The sequence below is a fragment of the Mesorhizobium sp. YR577 genome (genome assembly GCF_900116595.1).
In the GTDB taxonomy this organism is placed as follows: domain Bacteria; phylum Pseudomonadota; class Alphaproteobacteria; order Rhizobiales; family Rhizobiaceae; genus Mesorhizobium_M.
On record NZ_FPBI01000043.1, the window covers coordinates 1 to 24231 of the forward strand.

The following is a 24231-nucleotide window of genomic DNA, read 5'->3' on the forward strand; positions in this document are numbered from 1 at the left end:
TGCAGCCATTTCGCTGCAAGTTCGATGAAGAGTATGTTGAGCGGCGGAACCGCAATAAGTCCGGTCCAGATGCCGTGGACGCGTTTGCTACGAACACTGGACAGCTGGTCGAATCCGGTTCGCCCGATCAGGCGCTCCAAGCCCTCTCTGCCTTTCACGGAAGCCAGCCCCGGACCGATGGAAGGACGACCGCCCGCCGACCATCCGCCGCCGGAGGCGATGTAGACATCGTGCGGCGTCGACAGGAGATATTCGAGTTGAAGCTTCTGGAACCACGGAGCAATCACGCCCGGCAGTGTTCTTCCGCCGGCCAGTTCAAGCAATTCTCCCCAGACCTTGTTACCGGCCGCCCAGCAACAATCGTCGACGGTGGACTGGACCTCTATATAGGTCGTGACCGGAGCAGCGCCTGCCACGCATGACGTGACTCGCTCCAGATGCTCATCGAAAAATGCGATGAATGCAGCCGCCTTATCGCTAGCGTCCAAAACCTCACCCCACATGCGCATGTGTTCGCGAAAATCGCCAATGGCTCCCTTGGCAGCCGGTTGGCCGGCAGAAGCGTTGCTGGACAGGTCACTGAAGATGACCGGGATTCCGATGCTTTCCAGACGTTCGACCAGGAGATCATCGCCACCCTCTGGGGTCATGTAGAAATTGGCGACAACCAGATCCGGCGAGAGGCTGACCAGTCCCTCCAGCGAAACCGTATCCGGCGTCTGCTTGCCGACCTCTTGAATCCTATGCCCTTCCTCGATCCGCTCTTTGAGAAATTGGCTGTCGATACGGTCGGCTGCGGCCCAGCCCACGACCAGCGATGCAGGATCGGGATGCAGCATCGCCATACTGATGATATCGCGTGCCTCAAGCAGGACGATCCGTTTCGGCGTGCCCGGCAGCTGAATTTTCCGGCCGGCCATGTCGGTGATCGTCAGAGGTTCGGAAGAGCGCGCTGGCTGAAGGGCGCCAAGCCCTCCCAGCAGGAGAGCTCCGCAAAAGGTGCGCCGGTCGAGCGTGACGCCGCTCACCATTTATATCGGAGTCCCGCCAGGACCTGCCGGCCATTGCCGTACTGGCAATAGATATTCGAGCTGCAGCTGGAATAATAATCCTTGTCAAAGAGGTTGGTGACGTTCAGCGTTCCCTCTAGACCTTTCAGACTCGGGTTTTTTGCACCGAAGTCGTAGCGCAAGGCGGCATCGACCAGCGTGTAGCCGTCCGCTTTTATGGTGTTGGCGTTGTCCGCGTAGCTGGAGCCGACGAAGCGGACACCACCACCAAGCGTCAGCCCTTCCAGAGCTCCGCTATAGAAACTGTAATTCGTCCAGACCGATCCGTAATAATCCGGCACGGCCTGTGGCCGGTTGCCGGCATTGTCGGCAATCGCCGTTTCCGTGACCTTCGTGTCGAGCAGGGTGAGTGCCGCGATCAATTCGAGGTTGCTTGTCAGGCTTCCCCTGGCTTCGAATTCCAGGCCGCGCGAGTGGATTTCTCCCTCCTGCACGTTGAAGCCAAGAGTGTCGGGCACCAGCGCATCCTGCTGCCGGATGTCGAATGCAGACACGGTGAACAGCGCATCAAGTCCCGACGGCTGGTACTTCAGACCGACCTCATATTGCTGGGCTTTGCTCGGCACGAACGGGTTGCCTGAAGAGTCGACGCCGATCGTTGGTTCGAAGGACGTAGAATAGCTCGCATAGGGCGCAAAGCCATTCTCGAACAGATAGAGTACTCCGGCCCTGTAGCTTGTCGCCTCGCTCGACTGATGGGCCGACACTCCCGCCAGGCGGTTATCGCTATCCTGCTGCGTCCAGTCGTGGCGAACGCCCAGCACGGCCCGGAAGCCCCCGAAGCTCAGCTGATCCTGGAGATAGACGCCTGTCTGCCGGAGCTTCTGCCCGCTGTCGATGATTGTCATTAGAGGCCCGATGGGCTGGCCATAGATGGAATCGAGTACATTGAGCGACGGCGCTCCTCCATAGAGATATTGCCAGTTGCTCGTGGAGTTCTGGTTATCGATACCGGCAAGTACCGTGTGCTGGACTGCCCCGGTGTCGAAGTTGAACTCAGCCTGATTGTCGGCAGATACCCCGCCAACATCTTCGATCGAGCGCAAGGCGTGACGTGGGATATTCCCGTCTTCAGCGAGCGGACCTGCCATCTGCAGAGAGCTGAAATCCGTGTCTACGTGGGAATAGCGGAGGTTGGATCGAATAGCGACGTTGTCGTTGAAGCGATGTTCGAACCGATAGCCGACGCCATACTGTTCCCGCTCGAAAGAATCGAAGGACGGGTCGCCGATATTGAGTTTCCGGTTCAGATACGGGCGGTAGCTCTCAGGCGCCAGGAAACGCGGATAGAGCGAGTTGAAGTATCCGCCTTCCGGGTCGTTCTGATAATAGCCCGAGATCGTCAGCGTGGTGTCGGCGTCAGGTAGCCAGCTTATCGACGGTGCGATGCCAAAGCGCTTTTCATTCACATCTTCATACCGCGTGCCGGATAGCCGGCCCACGGCGCTGACACCGTATTGCAGGCTCCCATCCTCCGTCAGGGCTCCACGCGAGGTCAGTCCACTCTGCAGGCGACCATCGGTGCCTCCCTCGACGCGGATATCGTTGAACGGCTGCGCCGACGGCGCGCGGCTGACCTGGTTGACCAGACCACCGGGGCTCATCTGCCCGTAAAGGAGTGCTGACGGTCCCTTCAGGACATCAATGCGATCGAAAAGATAGGGATCGATCGAAGGTTGGGCGAATGCCTGGCCGCGGGGCAGTTTCAGCCCGTCGAGATAGTTCACGTAGCTGGTCGTCGTTCCAAAGGATCCGAAGCCTCGCAGAAATATTGAATCGTAGCGAGTATTGGAATCCCGATCGGACAGTACACCGGCCGTATAACGAAGCGCTTCGCTGACAGTCTGCGGACTTTGCTCATCGAGCTGCTTGCGCGTAATCGTCGTTACCGACTGCGGCGTCTCCACCACCGGTGTCCCGGTCTTCGTGGCGGATCTCGTGCTTTTGAGCAGGGCGTGATCGCTTGGGCTGGTTGGCGCGGCCCCTTCTCCTTCGACGACGATCGCATTCAATTGTGTTGTCGCTTCCTGCGCGACAGCCATTCCTGACAAAGTAACAAGGCTCGTGCTTCCCAGAAGCACGATATTCCACACTGCAATCTTCATCCCCGCGACCTAGCCCCTTCCGACAATCTGGTTCGCAGGTGAGCTAACAAAACGGGACGATATCGTCCAGTTTTATTTGCTGATAGTCGTACTCATGTTTTATGTGTGGCACACCGGTAACAGAACGGTTGCGTTTGGTTTTCTTCCGAGGGTAGAATCGTGCCCATCGGATGAACCGTCCGGCAGATCACCAACCGTCAAAAGGCAGGAAGATGGCCTCGCAGCAATCAGCACCAGGGGGATCGAAAGAATCCAAATCGTCCGGCCGGCCACCTAACGCCGAACGAACGAAAGGCGGGCGCCCGTCCAAGCAGGCCGTTAAAGAGCTCAATCGGCGAATTCTTGATACGGCGGCTGGCCTCTTCGCATCACAAGGGTTCGCGGCAACCTCGATGGAGCAGGTGGCCGCCGCTTGTGGTGCCGGCAAAGATACTATTTACCGTCGCTATCCGTCCAAGACAGCTCTGTTCAAGGCGCTGATGGATGGCTTGCAGTCACAGGTGCTCGGTGAACTGGATGAAATCATGAGCGCCGGCGGAACATCGTCGCAACGGCTTCGACGCTTCGCGAGAACGCTGCTTTCAATCAATCTGCGGCCACAAATGATTGCTCTCAATCGGGTCACGTTGGGAGAGGCTGTGGCATTTGGGGGCGTACAACCGACGCCGGCAACCCAGGATCCAATCATGATCCGCTTCACTGTTTTGGTGAAGCAGGCCCAAGCGGACGGTGCCGTAGTGATAGGAGATCCGCTCTTCCTTGCGGAGCAGCTTCTTTACGCCACCTCTATCAAACCGCTTATTTCGACCATGCTGGGGGAGTGCCGCTTTTCCGATCTCGCAGAAGAAGCGCGCTATTTTGATCAAGCGCTGGAGTTATTTCTGCAGGGTGCCGCGCCGCGCAACGCGGAACCGTCTTGATTTCGTTCAGCTCGCCCAGAGAACCCAGTCTGCATGGTGTTGCCCGGATCAATCCTTTGTCCATTGCAAGGAGGTCTCAGGCGTGGCTGCCCATACTAATTATGACGTCGACTAATTTCTCTCGCTGCGGATTCCTTGCGCCGCCCCGCCGCCAAAAAACGACATATTCATAGGTCGCCGGGGGATGAAAGGGCACGACTTTCAAGTTGAACAGCGCGCACTGTCGAGCGATGAATTCGTTCGCGATTGAAATTCCCAAACCTTCTGCCACATACCCAGCAACAAAACCGACGGCGTCGGTCCTAACCTTTATGACCGGGTTGCGTCCTTCGTATAGCAATGCGTTCAAGCCGGTTTGATGAGATGCGAACTCCCGTTCCAAAACTATCAGACGTTCCCCCGAGAGATCATCGACGGTGACCTTGTCCTTGTCCGCCAATGGGTGCTCCGAGGGAACGAGACAGACACTCTTGCTCATTGCAATTGTACGCCACTCAAAAAACCGGTCATCGAGAGGCAGTCGCGAAATCCCGATGTCGGCCTCCTGCGTCAATATGCTCTGCGCGATCTGATCGTACCCCTGAGCGCGGACATAGAAGTCCGTCAGAGGTTCTGTTTGGTCGAGTTGCTTGATCAGCTTGGGAACAAATGACAGGCAAACCAGATGAGGCGCCGCGATCGTCATACTGTCCCGCACGGTACCGAAGGATCCAGTTATCTCGTTCTCTATTCGAATCAACGTTTCAAAATAGCGGTCGATCTTGTTGTAGATTTCAATCGCGCGCGTTGTGGGAATGAGGCCACGCCGATCCCTTACAAACAGCTTTTCGCCCACCATTTCCTCGAACAGTTTCAGCTGCTGGCTGACGGCCGATTGCGTGATTCCCAAGGCTTTTGCGGCACGGCGCGTCGAGCCACATCTTATGATTTCCCGAAACGCTCTGGCCCGTCTGAAGCCGAGCCCGGCACTATCATCCAATTCGTTCATCATCTTCTCCGCAAAGGGCATTCGCCTTGGGCCGCTGCTTCAAATGTCTATATTAGCCAACCTAATAGGGCAGCACGAAAACTTAATAAATTGACGGTCCGAGCCGATTTTCTAATCCTTGGTCGGCAAGCAATTCGATGAGGTCATGGTCGGGACGCCGCAGGGGGACATAGCGCCTCCCTTTGACGTTCAAGGCGCTCGGCGATGAGCCGAGGACGGCCTCGTAAAAGAAAAGGGGAACCCTGAATGAAATTACCGACCTGTCTTCGATCCACTGGCATCCATACAGCGGCTACGGTGTTGGCACTTTTCACCGCGACCACATTGCCGGCCGCAGCGCAGGAGCTGCGTGTAGCGACGTCATACAAGCTGATGACGCTCGATCCTCACTATTCAACATTGAACGAGAACAGCTCGTTGCTTTCACATATCTACGAGCGGCTCGTCTACCAGGACGAGCACCTGAACCTGCAACCCGGCCTGGCCACCTCGTGGCGGCGCGTGTCGGACACAAGCTGGGAGTTCAAGCTTCGGGAAAATGTACGCTTCCACGACGGATCGCCCTTCACTTCCGACGACGTCGTGTACACGATCGAGCGCATCCGCAATTTTCTCAAACCGCCCAGCGGCGGCTTCCAGGCCTACACCAAGGGAATTGCCTCCGTCTCCGCTCCAGATCCCTTGACCGTCATCATTGACACCGATGGAAGTCAACCGACGCTACCGCTGGCGCTTTCGGCGATCTTCATCATGCATCACGACGCGGGTGGCTTTGCGACGACCGAGACTCTCAATGCCGGTACCGCGCTTGTCGGCACCGGGCCTTACAAATTCAAAAGCTGGCGTTCCGGCGAGATTCTGGAGCTTACCAGAAACGATGATTACTGGGGCGCTCGCCCGTCCTGGTCGGAAGTCACATTTCGCATAGTCGAAAGCCCCGCGGCCCGTGTGGCAGCTCTCTCCACGGGAGACGTCGATATCGCGGATTTCCTGCCCGCACGCGACGTCGAAGCCCTCAATCAGCGCGGCGCCAAGGTGGAAAGCGTGCCCGCCGCGCGGCTGAATTTCCTTCAGTTCGAGCTTGCAAAGGAAGCTGCTCCGGGCGTTACCGACAAATCGGGAAAGGTTATCCCGAACCCGTTTCGCGATCCAAAAGTCCGTCACGCCCTTTCGATGGCGATCGATCGTGGGATTCTCGTGGAGAAGATCCTATCGGGCTTTGGCACGGCCGCATCCCAGTTCTTCCCCAACGGACTTTCGGGTACATCGCCAAATTTGACGGCACAACCGCCGCGCTACGACGAGGCAAAGGCGCTGTTGGCTGAGGCCGGCTTCCCCGACGGTTTCAAACTGGTCCTCAGCGGGCCGACGGGCCGCTATCCCGGTGATGGAGAAACATTGCAGGCTGTCGCGCAGAGTTGGGCGCGCATCGGGGTCGCCGTGCAGCCGGTCGCGGTCCCGTTCTCGGTGTTCAACACCAAGCGGGGAGCCGGAGAATATGGCGTCTGGTACGGGGGCTGTTCGGGCGAGTCGGTGGATGTGTGTCTGGAGGCGGTCCTGGCTTCACCCGATGCCGAAAGCGGAGCGGGAGCGCTGAACTACGGCCAGTACAGGAACCCTGCATTCGACAAGATGTTCGAGAAGGCGCGAGCCCTGGACGTCGGCCCCGCCCGCGATAAAGCCTTCGCCGACGTGACGGAGTTCGTGATGCAGGATCAACCGATCGCGCCGCTCTATCACTTCCACCACATTTCTGGTTACGGCGAACGAGTCGGCTCCTACGTCATGCATCCGCGCGGCTGGACCACAGCGATGCAAGCCTTGCCGGCTGCGAAGTAAGAACATGGCTTTGCTGACAACGATCTCGGGAAGGCTATCTCAAGCCTTCCTGCTCCTCCTCGTCATGTCGCTGATCGGGTTTATCGGCATTCATAGCGTCGGGAACCCGGTCTACAACGTCGTCAACATTGAAACCGCAACGCCCGAAGACATAAGGCGCGCAACCGAACTTCTCGGCCTCGATCAGCCCTTGTGGCGCCAGTATTTGGTTTTCGTCCAGAATCTCGCCACCGGCAGTTTCGGCACATCCTACATCTACCATCTGCCGGCATTTGATCTGGTTCTGAGCAAGCTGCCCGCGACGCTCGAGCTCGCCGTTGTGGCGATTGTCATCGCCACCATTGCCGGTACTGGCCTGGGACTTCTTGCGGGCACACGTCCGGGCAGCCTTGTCGATCGCATCGTCGTCACGGGGACGGTCTATGCGCTCAGCGTTCCATCGTTCTGGCTGAGCATGATGCTCATACTGGTGGGCGCGGTGATGACCGGATGGTTTCCGCCTGGAGGCAGGGGCGAAACCGTTGATGTGCTGGGCGGGGATTGGAGCTTTCTAACGGTCGACGGGCTGAAGCATCTCGTCCTCCCCACCCTGGCGCTCGCCATCCCCAACATCGCTCTGATCGCGCGCCTCGCCCGCGCCGGCACGGTCGAGGTCGAAAGAACGGATTTCGTCCGTTTCTGCATCGCCAAGGGGCTCTCCGGTCGGCGTATTCTGTTTCGTCATGCCCTGCCGAACATCAGCCTTCCGATCATCACGATCGTCGGCTTGCAATTTGGCGGCATGCTCGCCTTTGCCGTGGTTGTTGAAACCATCTTCGCCTGGCCGGGGGTTGGCAAGCTGCTGATCGATTCCATCCAGCTTCTGGATCGACCCGTTGTCATGGCGACACTGACGTTCATCTCGATCGCCTTTGTCGCGCTGAATGCTCTCGTCGATCTCCTTTATGCCGTGCTCGATCCTCGCGTACGAATTTCAACTTAGTGAAGGACCGGAGATGACAAACCAGCCTTCTACCCCCCTTTCGCGCCGTCCATTCCGTCGCGTCCTTACCCCGCCCAATCTCATTTTGGCATTATTCGTGGCGGCGGCCGCGGCTGCGCCCGTGCTGGCACCGCAGAACCCTTACGACCCGCTTCAGATATTCGGTTGGGAAGCCTCCTCTCCTCCCGGCACGATAGGCAGCAGCGGGTACCATTACCTCCTTGGAACCGACGGGCTTGGGAGAGATATCGCAAGCTGTATTCTTTATGGCCTTCGCATAAGCCTCGTGGTTTCGATCGTCAGCGCCTTGGCCGCCGCGGCCATCGGCCTCACCGTTGGTGTCACAGCCGCCTATTTCGGCAAATGGGTCGACGCCATCATCATGCGGGTGGTCGACCTGCAGCTCAGCCTGCCGACCATGCTGGTCGCACTCGTCGCAATCGTTACGCTCGGCCCCGGGGTCGACCGGATTATTCTGGCACTCATCATCGTACAGTGGGCGACGTATGCGCGGGTCGTGCGAAGCGTCGCCCTGAGTGAGGCTGGTAAGCCATACATCGACGCCGCACGCACGATGCCACTTTCAAACATCCGTATAGTCCTTCGGCATCTTCTGCCGAACAGCATCGCGCCAGCCATAACCCTGCTTCCCATCGAAATCGGCCACGCCGTTGCCCTTGAGGCCACGCTGTCGTTCCTGGGACTGGGCGTTCCGATGGATCAGCCATCTCTCGGTTCGACTGTCGCAAACGGATTTCAGTACCTGCTGACCGGCCAGTATTGGATCAGCCTGTTTCCTGGATTTGCGCTGTTTGGACTCATCGCAGCCATCAATTTTGCCGGCGAAGACATCCGCCGGATATGGGATCCCAGGAACAGATCGATATGACGACACAAAACAGCGAAATCCCGCCGCTCGACGTCAAAAATCTCACGCTCCGACACCATGGCGCTGCCGGAACGACGACGATCGTTCGCGACGTCAGCTTCGTGCTCGGTCGCGGCGAGGTTCTCGGCATCATCGGAGAGTCCGGAGCGGGAAAGTCAACGATCGGCAATGCCGTCATCGGCCTGCTGGGTGCGGGCTTCGAACAATCCTCCGGAACAATCCGGGTGAATGGAACTGAAATCGAGACGCTGACTGCCAGCAAACGCCATGCCCTCAGAGGCAGGACCGTTGCCAGCATCTTTCAGGACCACACCTCATCGCTCGATCCGCTTATGACAGTCGGCGCCCAGTTGAGCGAGACGATCTTGACGATCTTTCCCGATCTGCCAAGGGCGAGCGTGCGGCAAAGGGCGCTGGAGCTTCTTCAGCGGGTTGGCATTCCCGATCCGAACCGGCGTTATCACAGCTATCCGCATCAACTCTCCGGTGGGCAGAGGCAGCGCATCGTCATCGCGATCGCCCTGGCGGGCTCTCCCTCAATCATTGTAGCCGATGAGCCGACCTCCGCCCTCGATGCCACCGTGCAGAAGCAGATCCTCCAGGTCCTAAGAGGCCTGGTCGAGGATACAGGGCTCTCCCTCCTCCTCATCACCCACGACATGAGTGTGATCGCAGCAATTGCCGACAGCGTCCTCGTCATGAAGGACGGCGAAGTGATTGAGCACGATGTAACGGCAGCACTTCTCGACAACCCGCAAAACACCTACACGCAAAACCTCCTGGCGGCGGTCCCGAGATTGCGTCTTTCACCCAGGATTTCCGCAATCGGTCAAGGCGGGTCCGATGATGAAGCCGCACAGTGCGGCGAAGCGTCGGAAGCCGACGACCCGATCCTTGTTGTCGAGAACCTGTCCAAGACATTTGGCAATCATGGCCTCCAGGCGTTGTTCGGCAAAGGAACCACGACGTTCGCCTTGCGGAACGTGAACCTCCAGCTGCGCCGCAGCGGCGTCCTCGGGATTGTCGGAGAGAGCGGCAGCGGTAAGTCGACGATTGGCCGCATCCTCGCCGGCCTGGAGACCGGCAGCGCCGACAAAGTCTCGGTAAACGGCAGGGTCTGCGACGTCGGCAGCCGAGGCCGTGGCGGCGGCCTGCTCGGGCGCATACAGATGGTCTTTCAAGATCCCTCGTCCTCACTCAATCCGAGGCTGACGGTGGCCGAAACACTGATCGAGTGCGTCCGGTTCACGGCCAAAACGGAGCATGACCGGCACCCGTCGCGCGTGACAGAGACGTTCGAGAGGCTCGGACTGTCGAAGGTTTTGTTGACTCGCTATCCCCACCAGCTTTCGGGCGGGCAGAAGCAGCGTGTCTGCATCGCGCGCGCGCTCCTTGCAGGCCCGGAAATCTTGATTGCCGACGAGCCGACCTCCGCCCTCGATGTGTCCGTCCAGGCAGAGATACTGGCGTTGCTCAAGGAGGCCGCGTCTGAGCGCAACCTGTCCATGATCTTCATCTCGCACGATCTCGCGGTCGTCCAGGACATATGCGACGCCGTTTGCGTGATGAAGGATGGCCGGATCGAAGACTACGGAGCGTCGGACTTCATATTCGGCAGATCGGACAACCCCTACACCCGGCATCTGATCAACGCTCGGCCGAAAATATTTACGCTCTGACGTATGGACGCTCAGCATCTCGCATTCTCCGCAAGCGTGCTTCGAACTGCAACAAGCTTCTCGAGACAAGGTATTGGAAATGGAAGAAAACTTCACTTTGGCTGTAACCGGCCAATCGCTCATCAAACATGACACGAGGACGATCAGCAGCCCGGAGTTCGACCGCGTGAGCACGATCCTGCAGGCTGCAGATCTTGCGTTCACGAACTTCGAGGGGACGATATATGGCGCCCATGGAGGATGGCCTCTGAAGGGGTTTTATTTCGGCAGCAGCAAGCCGGATGTCCTGGATGCGCTCGGAGAAATCGGCTTTCGGGCACTCTCGCTCTCCAACAACCATTCATTCGATCTTGGACCATCCGGGATTCTTTCAACTGTGGAAGAGGTCGAGAAGCGAGGCTTCCTGCACGCAGGCATTGGCCGCAACAAAAAGGAAGCCTCCGGCCCATCGTCCGCGACGTTCGGACAGCGCGCCGTTTCCATGGTGGCAATGGACGGCGGTCCGGGACCGGATTTCATGTACGCGGCCGACGGTACCGACGGCCGTGGCGAACGGCCCGGCGTCAACAGGCTACGGTTGTCGCGTATCCTCGAAGTCGATGAGACCGCGTTCGCACAGCTTCAAGCGATCCGCGACAAGGCTGAATATTCCGCGCTTGATTTCCTGATGGACAATCAGCCAGACGATGAACCCGCGCTCGGGGACAGGGACATCGGCATCGGTCGCGCCATATTCCGGCAATCAAACAGGTTCAAGCGCACCATCAGAATTGACGAAGACGATCTGGCGAGAAATCTTCAGGCAATAGAGATCGCTGCCAAATCGGGTAGCTTGGTCATCGCCTATCTGCATCATCATCACTGGGCAACGGATTGGCTGAAGTCCCCGGATTGGATCAGCGCCTTTGCAAGGCAATGCATCGACGCCGGCGCCGCCGTTTTCGTCAGCCACGGCGTACCGGTGCTTCTGCCGATCGAAATTTACCAAGGTCGACCGATTTTCCATAGCCTCGGCAACTTCATCTTCCACACCAGGTCTGAAATCTCCCTGTGGCAACGAAACGAGGTTTGGGAGAGTGTTGTCGGTCTATGTTCATTTGACCGGGAGAACCGGCTGACTTCGTTGAAACTGCATCCGGTAGTCATCGGTGGCGAAGAGGGTCTGAAGGACGATGCTCTGGAACGTCGGCTCGTACCGCATCTCGCAACCGGCGCTGCCGCAGAGCGAATCCTCCGTCGGGTTGCTGCCGAGTCCAAGGAATACGGCTCCCGGATTGAGATTGTCGACGGCACGGGCGTATTCGAGCTGGCCTAAGAACTTCGGTTCAAAATTGCTATGCTTCATAGCTGTCGCTCTGGCATTGGCACCTCTGCCAGAGGACCGATAGGCTTTCGCTGCCTTGCAATTCAGGATTGAGCATGGATATTCGCAATGAATTGATTGGGCGGTTCTTCCGCTATCTCGCAATAGAAAGCCAGAGTGATCCGGATTCTTCGGTCTTGCCGTCAACGCCCGGCCAGCAGACCTTGGCCGCGCTGTTGGCAGGCGAGCTACGAGAACTCGGACTGGACGACGTGCTTCTCGACGAGCACGCGACCCTAACCGCAGTGAAGCGCGGCAACAGACCTGATGCTCCGAAGATCGGGTTCATCGCGCATCTCGATACGGTTGACGTTGGCCTTTCTCCCATCATCCGGCCGCAGATCCTGCGCTTCGAGGGAGCCGACCTTTGCCTGAATGCGGAAAAAAATATCTGGCTGCGGGTTGAAGAGCATCCCGAAATATGCACCTGGGAGGGGCAAGATATTATCGTTGGCGATGGCACGAGCGTCCTTGGCGCCGACAACAAAGCGGCGATCGCCGTTATCATGACGCTTCTTGCGCGGCTCGACTCCGACGTCGGGCATGGCGATGTCTTCGTTGCTTTTGTTCCCGATGAGGAGATCGGACTCAGGGGTGCAAAGGCGCTTGACCTCGCTCGTTTCCCCTGTGATTTCGCCTACACGATCGACTGCTGCGAGCTCGGTGAAGTCGTCATCGAAAACTTCAACGCTGCCGCAGCCGAGATCGAATTCACCGGTGTTAGCGCCCATCCCATGTCTGCAAAGGACGTCCTCGTAAACCCATTGCTGATGGCGCTCGATTTCGTCGCCATTTTCGACCGGGCAGAGACGCCTGAGCGCACAGAGGGACGTGAAGGATATTTCTGGTTCAAGGATCTCGTCGCCAATGACACCAAAGCACGGCTCAAAGTCTCGATCCGGGATTTCGACAAAACAGGATTCGAGCATCGCAAACAGCAATTGGACAAGGCCGTCGAAGTGATCAGGTCACGCTACCCGACGGGGCGCGTCAGCTGCAGCATTTCCAATACCTACGAAAATATCGGAGAGCGCTTGGGCAGCGACAGCCGCCCCGTAGAATTGCTCTTTGCCGCCCTCGAAACGCTGCGCATAGAACCAAAACTCATTCCGATGCGTGGAGGAACGGATGGCGCTGCCTTGTCTGCCAAAGGCATAGCCACGCCGAACTTTTTTACAGGCGCGTATAATTTCCATTCGCGCTTTGAATTTCTTCCCGTTCCCGCATTCGAGAAATCGTATGATGTGGCTCGAAAAATCTGCACATTGTGACAACAGCGTCGATGATCGCGTCGGCGTATTTTTGGTTTCGGAGCCGGAAACCCCATCCTTTGCGTCTTACGGATCGGTAGGTTTCCGGGCTTCCAATATGGCGTGGTGCAAGCCACCTGCATACCAGAAGCGCAACAGCGATACCCACATAGATAGATAGCGCAGGGAGACGGCTCAGCTAACCAGGGTTGGCAGGCCGTCGAAGGAGATTTTTAAAGAAAAAGGCCGGACTGGTAAGTCCGGCCAAGCATGAAGGTTTAATACCTCCAGAGGGGAACGCGTCAGACGAATGGGAGGAGACATCCGACGCAATATGTATATGGGTCAGCTAAGGTGACCTTTCAATGACATGCAGTGGACCAGCTTTGACGGTCGATGGTGCCAAGGATGGAAAAGCCCAACGTGCAAACATGAAACACGACCGAGCTAAGGCGCAAAGGAGACGTAAGTCGCCCTCGCCTTTGGCCCGACAGATGACCTCCCAGAGCCGCCGTCGCGATCAAACCTGCAAAGAGGCTGCTGTTTCGTCCTGCGTAGCCGGGCGTCTCATGAAGCGTCCGGGTGGCAGGCCAACATGGCGGCTGAAAGCGGTGCTGAAGGTGCTTGCTGAACCGTAGCCGATACGTCTGGCCACCTCGTCGAGCGCCAACCCTCCCCCGCGCAACAGGTTCTTTGCCACGGCCATGCGCCATGACAGCAGATATTCCATCGGCCTGACACCCACCATGCGGACGAAGCGGTCAAAGAACGCCGAACGCGACATGCCCGCCTCGCGCGCGAGGTCGGGTATTGTCCAGGACCTTTCGACATTGCCGTGCATGCTGCGCAAAGCAGCGGCGACCCGAGGATCGGCCAGCCCCCGCAGCAGACCGGGCTGGGCTTCCTTGGCCGATGTGGCCCGAAGCGCTTCGATAAGCAGGATTTCCACGAGACGCTCGAGGATGAGGTCGCGCCCGATGTCCTCGCGCGCTGCCTCCTCGCCGACAAGACGCACCAGCTGCGTCAGCCGCGGGATGCCGCGGATGTGGATCATGCGTGGCAAGAGCGACACGAGCAGACCGGCATCCGGCGAGCCGAAAGAAAAATATCCGCCGAACTGGCTGACATCAGGTGGCCCGTCCGGCCGACCGTGGCGGATTTCCCTGTCAGGTGCCTGGTTTGCCTTCGGGTCGATGCGCAGGGCGGGCGCGGGCTCGAAACCTGACATGGTGAAGGCAGGCGTGGCGGGCAGAAGAACGAAGTCGCCCGCTTCGAGGACGACCGGCGCCTCGCCATCGACGGCAAGGCGGCAGCGCCCCTCGGTCACGGCACAAAAACCGGGCTGGCCGAATTCGCCGTAGCGCACGGCCCAGCGGCCGGCACCGCTGATCCCTTTCGAGAACACGGCATGGGGACGCAGAAGCTGGATCATTTCAGAGAGCGGATCGGCCATTTAGTACTATCGCAAATGAATTATGGACTTTTGATTGATGATAGTCCTGATCATGCCCGTTATATCCGTGCCGTCAACAAAAAACACAGGAGACCGACGTGAAAACCGTCCTTATCACTGGCTGCTCGTCCGGCTATGGGCTGGAGACTGCTCGCCACTTCCACGCGCAAGGCTGGACCGTCATCGCCACCATGCGCAGCCCGCGCGAGGGCCTGCTGCCCGCATCGGATCGTATCCGCATCCTGCCGCTGGATGTGACGAAGCCCGAAAGCATCGCGGCAGCGCTAGAGGCCGCGGGGCCAATCGACGTATTGGTGAACAATGCCGGGATCGGCGTGGTCGGAGCCTTCGAGGCGACACCGATGGTGCATGTGCGCAAGGTGTTCGAGACCAACACTTTTGGCGTGATGGCCATGACGCAAGCGGCAATCCCGCAGATGCGGACGCGCCGGTCCGGCGTGATCGTGAACGTCACCTCCAGCGTGACTTTAGCTCCAATGCCGCTGGCGGCCGCCTATACCGCCAGCAAGCAGGCGATCGAGGGCTTTACCGGCTCCTTGGGCCATGAACTGGGCGCGTTCGATGTGCGCGTGAAGCTGGTTGAGCCGGGCTACGCACCGACAACGCGTTTTGCGAAGAATACGGATATCGCCGTCACTGACCTCATTCCTGAAGCCTATGCGGATTTCGCGCGACCTATCTTCGCGGAGTTTGCCAATCCGGCGCTGACGACCAGGGAATGCGACGTGGCCGACGCTGTATGGCTGGCCGCAAACGACACCTCGAACCGGCTGCATTATCCGGCAGGCCCCGACGCCGTTGCCCTTGCACAGGTGGCCTAGCCGGTGCATCTCTAACTGGCTGACGGAGGCACATCTCTAACCGGCTTTGACACCTGCGCTACCAGGCCGGAAAAGGGTCTTCGAGTGCGGACCAGTCTTGAGGGTCCGCACTCGCCAGACAGTCGTCCAATGCGATGCGGACGCCTGCCTCGTCCATGCCCACACCGATGAACACGAGCTCCTGTCGACGATCGCCCCAGGCGCTGTCCCAATGGCTCTCCAGCTGTTGAAGAAACTGCGGATGGCTCGGCCAATCCTGCCGGGGAACAGCCGCCCACCAAAGTCCCATGGGTTCGCAGCGCCGCTGCACGCCAGCAGCCGACATAAGACCCACGTGAAGCGGGCGCGTGGCAAGCCAGAAATGGCCCTTGGCGCGGATGACGCCGGGCCAGGGCTCATCCAGGAATGCTCGAAACCGTGTAGGATCAAAGGGGCGCCTGGTTCGGTACACAAAGCTCGACACGCCATATTCCTCTGTCTCCGGAACATGGGCGCCTGGACTGTACAGTTCCTTGTGCCACAATGGATGCTCAGCCGCTTTTGCCTCATTGAAGAGGCCGGTATTAAGGACCGTTGCAAGAGGAATCCTGCCGAAATCTGCCTCCACCTGGCGCGCATCCGGGTTGAGTGCAGCAACGACCTTGCGGACCTCCGCGCGAATATCCTCCGTCGTTTCCGAGATCTTGTTGATCACCACCACATCGGCAAATTCTATCTGATCAACCAGGAGATCAATAAACGTCCGCCGGTCCTGAGTGTCCCGCTGCAGGCCACGATCACGGAGCAGATCGGCGCTGCTGTAGTCAGCCAGCAGGCTCGCGGCATCGACCACGGTAATCATCGTGTCGAGCTTCGCGAAATCGGATAGCGAAACGCCTTTCTCGTCGTGGAAGGAAAAGGTCGCGGCGATCGGGCGCGGCTCCGCAATGCCGGTCCCCTCGATCAACAGATAATCGTATCGCCCTTCCTCGGCCAGTCGCCGCACTTCCCTCAGGAGGTCGTCGCGCAAGGTACAGCATATGCAACCATTGCTCAGTTCAACCAACGCCTCCGTCGTATGCGACAGGTTACAGCCGCCATCTCGGATGAGGCTGGCGTCTATGTTCACTTCGCTCATATCATTGACAATGACGGCTACCCGCAGCCCCTCGCGATTGGCCAGCACATGACTGAGAAGCGCCGTCTTGCCGGCACCGAGAAAACCGGCGAGCACTGTCACCGGTAACCTTTCTGTCTCTTTCATCACCATCTGGGCCCTTATGCGACGAGCTGCGGCCGGAAGACCACATCGGCATAGTAGTTCGCTGAATCGAAGGTGCTCGTCGGGAAGAGGCCGGCGGCGGCCGATCCGCCATAGCTATAGACGCCGTTGCCGCCGGCGGCGACACTTGACAAGGCGGTCAACGGGCCACTGGTGACGCCGCTGGTGAAGAAACCGTCGGTCGCCACATAGGCACCGGTGGTGTGGTAGGAGGCGACATAGGTTGTGTTTGCGGTGATGGTGACGGGGGTGGCAAAGTTGACCGTCTGCCAGCCGCTCGCCGAGCTGGCGGCCAAGGTGGCGGTGGCGAGCTTGGTGCCTGTGGTGGTCCACAGGTCGACGACGTTCTGGCCGTTATCGTTGGCGCTGCGGTAGAACTTGATGCCAGTGACATCCCCGGCAACGTTCGACTGGAACTTGACGCCGACCTCGAGTTGCTGACCATCGTTGAGGTTTGTCTGCGCCGGCGTGCTGGAAGCGCTGAACAGACTGTAGGTCGCAGGCGCTGCCTGCGTCGTGATGTTGAAGGTCTCGCTGGCGGTGAGGCCGGCAACGTCGGTTGCCGTCACCTTGATGCCGGACGTACCGGCGGCCGTCGGCGTGCCGCTGAAGGTCCGCGTCGTGGCGTTGAAGCTCAGCCAGGCGGGAAGCGCCGAACCATCGGCGGCGGTTGCCGTGTAGCTGAGGCCGTCGCCGCTGTCGACGTCGGTGAAGGTGGCAGCCGCCAGCGCCAGCGAGAAGGCGGTTCCGACGGTGGCGTTCTGGTTGCTGGTCTGGGCCGCGAGCACCGGCGCATCGTTGGCGCCGTGGATGGTGATCGTCAGCGTCGCCGTGGCAGTCGCGCCGGCGGTGTCACGCATGGTGTAACTGAAGACATCGCTCAGCGTATTCGTCGACAGCCGCAGCGCCTGCACGGCGGCATTGCTCTCGTTGAGCGCATAGCTATAGGTGCCCGAGGCATCGAGCACGACACTGCCATATGTGCCATTGAGTGCGGCACCGAGCGTACCCGCTGTTGCGCCGAAGTTGACCGCCGTGACCGTCTTGGTGTCGCCCGCATCCGGATCGGTATCGTTGGTCAACACGTTGCCGCTGGCGATCACGCCGCCTGAACCATTAGCGACACCGCCCTTCTCGGTCGCATCGCCCACGTCCGCAACCGCCGTCGGCGTCGTGTTACCCGGTATCGATATTGTGATGTTGAAGGTCTCGCTGGCGGTGAGGCCGGCAACGTCGGTTGCCGTCACCTTGATGCCGGACGTGCCGGCGGCCGTCGGCGTGCCGCTGAAGGTCCGCGTCGTGGCGTTGAAGCTCAGCCAGGCGGGAAGCGCCGAACCATCGGCGGCGGTTGCCGTGTAGCTGAGGCCGTCGCCGCTGTCGACGTCGGTGAAGGTGGCAGCCGCCAGCGCCAGCGAGAAGGCGGTTCCGACGGTGGCGTTCTGGTTGCTGGTCTGGGCCGCGAGCACCGGCGCATCGTTGGCGCCGTGGATGGTGATCGTCAGCGTCGCCGTGGCAGTCGCGCCGGCGGTGTCACGCATGGTGTAACTGAAGACATCGCTCAGCGTGTTGGTCGAAAGCCGCAACGCCTGCACGGCGGCATTGCTCTCGTTGAGCGCATAGCTATAGGCGCCCGACGCATTGAGCACGACACTGCCATATGTGCCATTGAGTGCGGCACCGAGCGTACCCGCTGTTGCGCCGAAGTTGACCGCGGTGACCGCCTTGGTGTCGCCCGCATCCGGATCGGTGTCGTTGGTCAGCACGTTGCCGCTGGCGATGACGCCACCGGAACCATTGGCGACGCCACCCTTCTCGGTCGCATCGCCCACATCCGCAACCGCCGTCGGCGTCGTGTTGGTCGACGTCCCTGGATTGAACATCACGTCAACCCAATAGTTGGTTGCCTGGAAAGTACTGGTTGGGAAGAGGCTGGCGCTGCCGTAGGTGTAGACACCGTTACCGCTACCGAGTGCTGTCAGCGGACCGCTCGTCACATTGGAGGTGAAGTAGTTTGTGGTGGTGGAGTAGCGACCGGTGTCAGTGTGGTAGGAGGCCGTGTAGGTCGCGCCGGGCGTCAACGTCACCGGGCTCGAGAAATATGCTGTCTGCCAGCCGCTGGCCGTCTCACCGGAAAACGTAAGGGTCGCGAGCCTGGTGCCGGTGCTCGACCACAAGGAGCCCGTATGCGTACCGGTATCCTGGCTGCCCTTATAGAAGCGAATGCCACTGATTGTACCGGCGACGGAGGTCTGGAAGCGGACCCCGAGCTCGACGGCTGAGGTATCGTCGGTGTTGACGACTGCTGGCGTCCCGGTACCAGAAAAAAGAGAGGTAAAGGTCTGCCCTGTGACGTTGACCGTGCGTCCCGCCGAGGGTGCTTCGAGATTGACGCTGTCGTCCACAGCGCGCGAAAGAATCGTGTAGGTGCCGGCCGTTTGAGGCGACCAGGCATAAGTCCAATTCTCATCACCTGTCGCTGGATGCCAACTCGCCCCGTTGTCGGTTGAAACCTCAACGCCGGAGATGACCCCGCCACCCGTGTCGGCGGCGGTACCTGTAATCGTGATCGCAGATCCAGCAGCCACCGTAGCAGGTACGGTGATGACGGAGGTCGGAGCGACATTATCGGTCGAAGCGGTCGCCGCAATGAGCCCGGACTGCAGCGTTCCAGGCTGGATCCCCATGTCGGCGAACAGATTGACCATTGCCTGTTGCACCCGCGGATCGGTGGGCGTTACCTCCTTGTCGTGATTGTCGCTCAGGCCCCAGGTCCAATAGACAGTACCGGCTCCGAACACCAGCGCGCCGCTTGGCGCCCGATAGAGCGTCAGATTGTGCGTGGAAACACCGCTGCCGGTCGTGTTTCCGTAATCGAGCAGGTAGGAGTTTACCGGAAGCGTCGTGGACGACAGTTTCACGAGGCCGGCCGGATCGAAGCCATTATCGGGCGAGTCGTCCCATTCATAGCCAAGATAGTTCTTGGTAAGTGTTGCGGTCTGGCCGGGTTGAAGGTTGGCAACACTCGTACCGCGCCAGAAGCGCAAGTTGGCATCATCATAGGGAACGGTGATCGCCTGAAGATTGGTGCCGACATCGTCGACCATAAACAACTGGCCAGTCAGCGAGTTTTCCGGGTTTCCGCCGCCGACAGCCGGTGGACTAAGTCGCGGGTCGCGGAAGGTGCCTGTCCATTCGCTGGAGGGGTCGATGCTGGCGCCGGGTGACCATGTCTCCTTGTAGGAGATCAGGGTCCGATAGGGTGTGGCGTCACTGCTGTAGCTGTTGCCCCAACGGGTACGCCAGTAAACCTCATTACCGCTCCAGAACTCAAGGTTCACGCCGGCATCGCGTGCTGCCTCGACATTGGCTCGCTGCTGCCCAGACCAATATTCGTCATGTCCAGCATCAACATACGCCTTATGATTAAGCAACAGACTGCCATAGCGATCAACATCGACGCCCGCCATGTATGAAACATCATAGCCATTCTGTTCCAACCAGTAGATGCCCGCATATTCGGCGCCGAACAGATAATCCTGAGGACCAGCAAAGGTGCCAATCCCGCCACGGGTCGCGATCGGCCTGTTGTAACTGACGGCATAGGCGCGACCGGCGCCCTGTCCCGTCGCCGGGCCGTTGCCGCCATAGAAATTGGCGCCCCCCCAGCCGTTATAGGCCTGCCAGGTCTGGTCAGCAGTCTGGAAGACGATGTCGCTGTGGCTGGCGTCATCGCGCACGATGAATGGGATATGGTTCTCGCCGAAAGTGCCATCCTGGCGTACGAGCTTGGCGATATAGACGCCTGAGACGGCGTCTTCCGGCACGGTCCACGACGCCGAGACCGACCAGTTGCCGGCATCCACGGTTCCGGTCGAGGCATTGCGCAGTGGATTGGGCTGGTTCTGCAATCCGGTGTGCTGGAGGGTGGTGACCTTGCGCGCGCCCATGCCGCCGTAGTAGCCGAGCCGGTAGATATCGATTCGATAGTTATTGGAATCCGTATCGATCTTGAAGCTGATCGTCTTGCCGTTGTCGACGCTGATATCGGTCGCGAACCCCTCGATGTTGGAGCTACCCGCACCGTCAATCCCCCATTCGCTCTCGGGATTGCCCTGCTTCTGATTTTCCAGCACGACCGGGTTGGTGGCAGTGGCCGTCGCTGCGAGATCCTGAGTCACTGTCCTCTGCGCGCCACCCGAGGGCCTGGTCACCGAGCCGGAAAGGATGCCGACGCCCTTGGAGTTGGCGGCTCCCGTCCCCATCTCCCCGCCGCCCGGCAATGATCCGTTCTGGGCTGATACCGTCCATCCTGCAGTTCCGCGCCAGTCTGTAAGCGGGGACAAGTCCCGATCCAAGAGGGGGTCGCTGGCCGAGGCACCAAATGTTCCCTGGCCTGCGAGCACATAGTCCGGTCGCTCGGTCAACCTGATCCCGGGCAACTGACCGTCCGGCTGAATTATACCGCCGCCTTGCGCCCAATCGAGCATTCGGGCGGGAGAGGTAAAGTAGCCGCATCCGCAAATGCCATACGGCAAGCCAAACGCCAGAAATGAGTGCGATCCTTGCGCAGTCGGCTGCGCTGACGGGGTCGACTCGAGGATAATGACCTTGCCCGAAGCCCCGCGGCTGCTCGCTACAGAGGTGACACCTCCCCCTGACGCTGTCTGAGTAGGACCTTTCGGCATAAACGGAGCCAGAGGATCATCACCTATAACGCTGGCTCTAGCGTGAGAGAGATGGAGTGACGATCTTGTTCCGAACGTAGCTGCGTCCAACCTGGAGGATGCAGAATTCCACGCACCGGCGCGCAGCTGAGGCGAGGCAATATCGCCGCTTTGAACGCCTGCTCCGTAAATCGTTGCGAAATCGTGGGTCAATGACGGCAGTGGGAGGTCAATATTCACCTGACCGCGCGCGGCGCGGATCGTCACTCCCTGCCCATTGTCCTCTTCATTGAGCGCGGCGGCTTTGACTGGGTTGTCGGCAGTCACGCCATACGCCGACCCGCCGGTGGTGTGAACGGTTAGCGCAATTTGAGAGTAGTTGTCTTCGCCATAGGCCGCGTTGCGGGACTTTCGACCAGCAACAAACCACCGAGGAGCCAATGAGTCCAGAAAGAGTGAAGACCACCGGCGAGCTTTGCGATGCATGGCGTGCCCCTCGCAAAAATTTACCACGATCAAATCTGATTGAGATCGTCCTATGTGCAGATTTCTTTAGTATAGCAGAAAAAGAACGAAATCTATTGTACGCCTTTAGACATAAATCGCGCAGTAAACTTAAGGATAATGAGGGTAATATAAAGGTTGCCTACCACCAGATATCCGTCGCCTCCACCATCCAAAGTAGCGCGCGCACAATTCGAACCAGCATGAAGAAAGAGAGCTATCGATTGGCAAGAAGCTGTTGGCGTTGCCGTGGTATCTCTCGGCCACCAAGCGAACAACGATAATGTGGGATGTCGAGCCAGAAACCTATCCAGAAATCGCGGAAGACGTGGACGCTTTCGTTGCGCACGTCGTGAAGCAGACACGCAGCGGCTCGATCGTTCTGATGCATGTCATGTATGAGAGCGGCGCGATCTCGCGGGAAGCGCTGCCAAGGATCGTGACCGGGCTGCGCGAACGTGGCTTTGAATTCGTCACCGCTTCTGAACTGCTGGAAAAGCGGGGCCAAACGCCCAATAGCGATTGTCAGACTCACCCATTTTTCTGGAAAGCTGTCAGTCCGCTTTAATCAAGATAGTGTCATTCCCGACTCGGCAATCGCAGGCCGGAAACAGAAGCCGATTTTCGGCAGCATCGGGGCCCAAAGCTGAAGGTCGGCTTTCAGCTCGCCGCAGGCGATAGTTGCCGCCCGAGGGCGCCAAAGATCGGCAGATCGAAAACTCCTGCTTGGCCCCCTTGGCCTTCCCTCGGCGAAAAGCCTGTTCGCTGCTGAAAAATTAGCTCCACGGCGACAAGCGAACGCATCCGCGCGAACGGAATACTTAGCTGTCTCGCGAAGTATTCCGTTGCACAAAATGGATATTTATGAATAGTTAGCAACATGGCTAAGCATGATCCTGATCTCTCACTATTGTTCCACGCTCTGGCTGACGCAACCCGACGGTCGATCCTCACCCAACTGGCAGAGCGGCCAACCCGGGTAACGGATCTGGCTGGCCCCACGGGACTGCGTCTGCCCACCGTAATGCGGCACCTTTCTGTGCTGGAGGAGGCAGGTTTGATCGCTACGTCCAAGGACGGGCGGGTACGCACCTGCGCCATCGTGCTCGAAGCCATGGAACCGGTCCGGACTTGGATCGATGAACAGCGGACCATCTGGGAAGCGCGGCTCGACCGTCTGGATGCTTTTGTAATGGATGTGATGAAGGAGCGTGGAAAATGACAACGAACCCGAAGCTGAGCAGTGCGACCATTACGGCTTCTCACGATAGGAGGAGCCGTTTTGCGACGCTCGCCTTCGAGCGAAACGTGGCCGCGCCGTTGTCAGTGCTGTGGCAGGCTTGGACGGCCCCTGCCGCGCGGGCGGTTTGGGCTGCCCCATCCCCGTCGGTCACTGTGGAGTTCTTGGAGGCCGATACTAGGGTCGGCGGACGCGAGGTCTCGCTCTGCAAGGTGTTGGGCCAACCCGACATTCGCTGCGAGTGCGGCTGGCTGGAGTTGCAGCCCGCAGTGCGTAGCGTGAACTACGAGGTAATTTCTTCCGAGGGCGCAACGCTATCGGCGGCACTGATAACTGCCGACTTCGCCAACCTGGGCGAACGCAGCAGATTGGCGGTGACGGTCCAGCTTTCCTCGCTAACCGAGGACATGGAGGCGGGCTACCGACAGGGCTTCGGAGCAGGATTAGATAACCTCGCCGGCGCGGCCGAGCGGACCATGGTACTGCAGCGGGTGATAAGGGCACCGCGGGCTGTGGTCTGGAACGCGTGGATGAATCCTGAGACGCTACCGCAATGGTGGGGACCCGACGGATTTTCCTGTCGCACGAAGAGGATCGACCTGCGGACGGGCGGCGAATGGGTCTTCGACATGATAGGCCCAGATGGCACGGTCTTTCCGAACCATCATCTCTATGGCGAGGTCAAGACGGAAGAACGGTTCGGCTATACGCTTCTGTGGGGCGAGAACGGACCGAAACATGCCGATGCTTGGGCCTCATTCGAGGATCAGGACGGGTTTACGAAGGTAACCCTGGGCATGATCTTGAGCACTGCGGCCGAGTTCCAGGAAGCAAAGGGCTTTGGGGCGATTGAATTAGGTATGCAGACGCTTGCCAAGTTGGACCGTTACGTTGCGTTGCAGTTATAAATCTGTCGATTTGGTGTATTCCTTGGCTCGTCGAAACAGAAGGTCGATTTTCGAGGCGGACACAGGCATCTATCAAGTTGATCGCCCCAGGGAACCAGCCCGGAAGCGACGCAACTGGCCCGGCGGTATTGATGCCAGTACTTGAAGTTGCTCAGATCGCGATCTGACGTGAAGCTGATCTAGGGTTCAAACCCATTTATCGCGTTGATTTGGCGTAGCAAATCAGATTCAGGATTTCCGATCAACGGATTGGAGGCTTGGATGGGTCGGTTGT

The 24231-nt window shown here is 59.1% G+C and carries 17 protein-coding genes; 11 read left to right on the plus strand and 6 right to left on the minus strand.

Going from position 1 to position 24231, the window contains the following annotated elements; translation table 11 throughout:
- On the minus strand, positions 1–845 hold an 845-nt coding region (locus tag BM413_RS31020; protein ID WP_244538126.1), incomplete at its 3' end, for an ABC transporter substrate-binding protein.
- Positions 846–1024: 179 nt separating this feature from the next.
- Complete coding sequence (locus tag BM413_RS31025) at positions 1025–3175, minus strand: TonB-dependent siderophore receptor (RefSeq protein ID WP_091918704.1); 2151 nt, start codon at positions 3173–3175, stop codon at positions 1025–1027.
- Between the two features lie 212 nt (positions 3176–3387).
- Here BM413_RS31025 and BM413_RS31030 point away from each other — a divergent pair, with 212 nt between their 5' ends.
- Positions 3388–4095, plus strand: coding sequence for a TetR/AcrR family transcriptional regulator (locus tag BM413_RS31030; RefSeq protein WP_091918705.1), 708 nt, complete (start codon positions 3388–3390; stop codon positions 4093–4095).
- Positions 4096–4171: 76 nt separating this feature from the next.
- Here BM413_RS31030 and BM413_RS31035 read toward each other — a convergent pair whose 3' ends face one another.
- Positions 4172–5083 (minus strand): LysR family transcriptional regulator, encoded by a 912-nt coding sequence (locus BM413_RS31035; RefSeq protein WP_244538127.1) that lies wholly within the window; start codon positions 5081–5083, stop codon positions 4172–4174.
- A gap of 246 nt (positions 5084–5329) precedes the next feature.
- Here BM413_RS31035 and BM413_RS31040 point away from each other — a divergent pair, with 246 nt between their 5' ends.
- The 6 genes from BM413_RS31040 to pepT all read left to right on the plus strand — a co-directional run bounded on the left by BM413_RS31040 (position 5330) and on the right by pepT (position 13106).
- Positions 5330–6922, plus strand: coding sequence for an ABC transporter substrate-binding protein (locus BM413_RS31040; RefSeq protein WP_091918706.1), 1593 nt, complete (start codon positions 5330–5332; stop codon positions 6920–6922).
- 4 nt (positions 6923–6926) lie between these two features.
- Positions 6927–7904, plus strand: a complete 978-nt coding sequence (locus BM413_RS31045; RefSeq protein WP_091918707.1) for an ABC transporter permease — start codon at positions 6927–6929, stop codon at positions 7902–7904.
- Between the two features lie 13 nt (positions 7905–7917).
- Positions 7918–8793, plus strand: coding sequence for an ABC transporter permease (locus BM413_RS31050; protein ID WP_091918708.1), 876 nt, complete (start codon positions 7918–7920; stop codon positions 8791–8793).
- A complete protein-coding gene (locus tag BM413_RS31055) occupies positions 8790–10472 on the plus strand; it encodes a dipeptide ABC transporter ATP-binding protein (RefSeq protein ID WP_091918709.1) in 1683 nt (560 codons plus the stop codon). Before BM413_RS31050 ends, BM413_RS31055 begins: the two co-directional genes overlap by 4 nt.
- Before the next feature lie 79 nt (positions 10473–10551).
- Positions 10552–11787 carry a CapA family protein gene (locus tag BM413_RS31060; RefSeq protein WP_091918710.1) on the plus strand — a complete coding sequence of 412 codons (1236 nt, stop codon included), beginning with the start codon at positions 10552–10554 and terminating at the stop codon, positions 11785–11787.
- Between the two features lie 104 nt (positions 11788–11891).
- A complete protein-coding gene (gene pepT / locus BM413_RS31065) occupies positions 11892–13106 on the plus strand; it encodes a peptidase T (protein ID WP_091918711.1) in 1215 nt (404 codons plus the stop codon).
- A gap of 499 nt (positions 13107–13605) precedes the next feature.
- On the opposite strand, the gene BM413_RS31070 is transcribed toward pepT, so the two are convergent.
- Positions 13606–14538, minus strand: a complete 933-nt coding sequence (locus BM413_RS31070; RefSeq protein ID WP_091918712.1) for an AraC family transcriptional regulator — start codon at positions 14536–14538, stop codon at positions 13606–13608.
- A gap of 98 nt (positions 14539–14636) precedes the next feature.
- Between BM413_RS31070 and BM413_RS31075 the strand changes: the two genes are divergently transcribed.
- Positions 14637–15380 (plus strand): SDR family oxidoreductase, encoded by a 744-nt coding sequence (locus BM413_RS31075; protein ID WP_091918713.1) that lies wholly within the window; start codon positions 14637–14639, stop codon positions 15378–15380.
- Between the two features lie 58 nt (positions 15381–15438).
- On the opposite strand, the gene BM413_RS31080 is transcribed toward BM413_RS31075, so the two are convergent.
- Both BM413_RS31080 and BM413_RS31085 read right to left on the minus strand, forming a co-directional pair.
- Entirely contained in the window at positions 15439–16623 is a 1185-nt protein-coding gene (locus BM413_RS31080; RefSeq protein WP_091918719.1) for a GTP-binding protein, read from the minus strand.
- Positions 16624–16637: 14 nt separating this feature from the next.
- Positions 16638–21791 (minus strand): DUF4082 domain-containing protein, encoded by a 5154-nt coding sequence (locus tag BM413_RS31085; protein WP_091918714.1) that lies wholly within the window; start codon positions 21789–21791, stop codon positions 16638–16640.
- 301 nt (positions 21792–22092) lie between these two features.
- Between BM413_RS31085 and BM413_RS31090 the strand changes: the two genes are divergently transcribed.
- The 3 genes from BM413_RS31090 to BM413_RS31105 all read left to right on the plus strand — a co-directional run bounded on the left by BM413_RS31090 (position 22093) and on the right by BM413_RS31105 (position 23957).
- Positions 22093–22377 (plus strand): polysaccharide deacetylase family protein, encoded by a 285-nt coding sequence (locus BM413_RS31090; RefSeq protein WP_175544516.1) that lies wholly within the window; start codon positions 22093–22095, stop codon positions 22375–22377.
- A gap of 312 nt (positions 22378–22689) precedes the next feature.
- Entirely contained in the window at positions 22690–23031 is a 342-nt protein-coding gene (locus tag BM413_RS31100; protein ID WP_091918716.1) for an ArsR/SmtB family transcription factor, read from the plus strand.
- Positions 23028–23957 carry an SRPBCC family protein gene (locus tag BM413_RS31105; protein WP_091918717.1) on the plus strand — a complete coding sequence of 310 codons (930 nt, stop codon included), beginning with the start codon at positions 23028–23030 and terminating at the stop codon, positions 23955–23957. Before BM413_RS31100 ends, BM413_RS31105 begins: the two co-directional genes overlap by 4 nt.
- Positions 23958–24231 lie beyond the last annotated feature (274 nt).

Bases quoted from the DNA above. Each gene is read 5' to 3' on its own strand.
- BM413_RS31105 (WP_091918717.1), top strand. From the start codon at position 23,028: ATGACAACGAACCCGAAGCTGAGCAGTGCGACCATTACGGCTTCTCAC.
- BM413_RS31040 (WP_091918706.1), top strand. From the start codon at position 5,330: ATGAAATTACCGACCTGTCTTCGATCCACTGGCATCCATACAGCGGCT.
- BM413_RS31100 (WP_091918716.1), top strand. From the start codon at position 22,690: ATGGCTAAGCATGATCCTGATCTCTCACTATTGTTCCACGCTCTGGCT.
- BM413_RS31060 (WP_091918710.1), top strand. From the start codon at position 10,552: ATGGAAGAAAACTTCACTTTGGCTGTAACCGGCCAATCGCTCATCAAA.
- BM413_RS31035 (WP_244538127.1), bottom strand. From the start codon at position 5,083: ATGAACGAATTGGATGATAGTGCCGGGCTCGGCTTCAGACGGGCCAGA.
- BM413_RS31090 (WP_175544516.1), top strand. From the start codon at position 22,093: ATGTGGGATGTCGAGCCAGAAACCTATCCAGAAATCGCGGAAGACGTG.
- BM413_RS31045 (WP_091918707.1), top strand. From the start codon at position 6,927: ATGGCTTTGCTGACAACGATCTCGGGAAGGCTATCTCAAGCCTTCCTG.
- BM413_RS31030 (WP_091918705.1), top strand. From the start codon at position 3,388: ATGGCCTCGCAGCAATCAGCACCAGGGGGATCGAAAGAATCCAAATCG.
- BM413_RS31025 (WP_091918704.1), bottom strand. From the start codon at position 3,175: ATGAAGATTGCAGTGTGGAATATCGTGCTTCTGGGAAGCACGAGCCTT.
- BM413_RS31070 (WP_091918712.1), bottom strand. From the start codon at position 14,538: ATGGCCGATCCGCTCTCTGAAATGATCCAGCTTCTGCGTCCCCATGCC.
- BM413_RS31050 (WP_091918708.1), top strand. From the start codon at position 7,918: ATGACAAACCAGCCTTCTACCCCCCTTTCGCGCCGTCCATTCCGTCGC.
- BM413_RS31080 (WP_091918719.1), bottom strand. From the start codon at position 16,623: ATGAAAGAGACAGAAAGGTTACCGGTGACAGTGCTCGCCGGTTTTCTC.
- pepT (WP_091918711.1), top strand. From the start codon at position 11,892: ATGGATATTCGCAATGAATTGATTGGGCGGTTCTTCCGCTATCTCGCA.
- BM413_RS31085 (WP_091918714.1), bottom strand. From the start codon at position 21,791: ATGCATCGCAAAGCTCGCCGGTGGTCTTCACTCTTTCTGGACTCATTG.
- BM413_RS31055 (WP_091918709.1), top strand. From the start codon at position 8,790: ATGACGACACAAAACAGCGAAATCCCGCCGCTCGACGTCAAAAATCTC.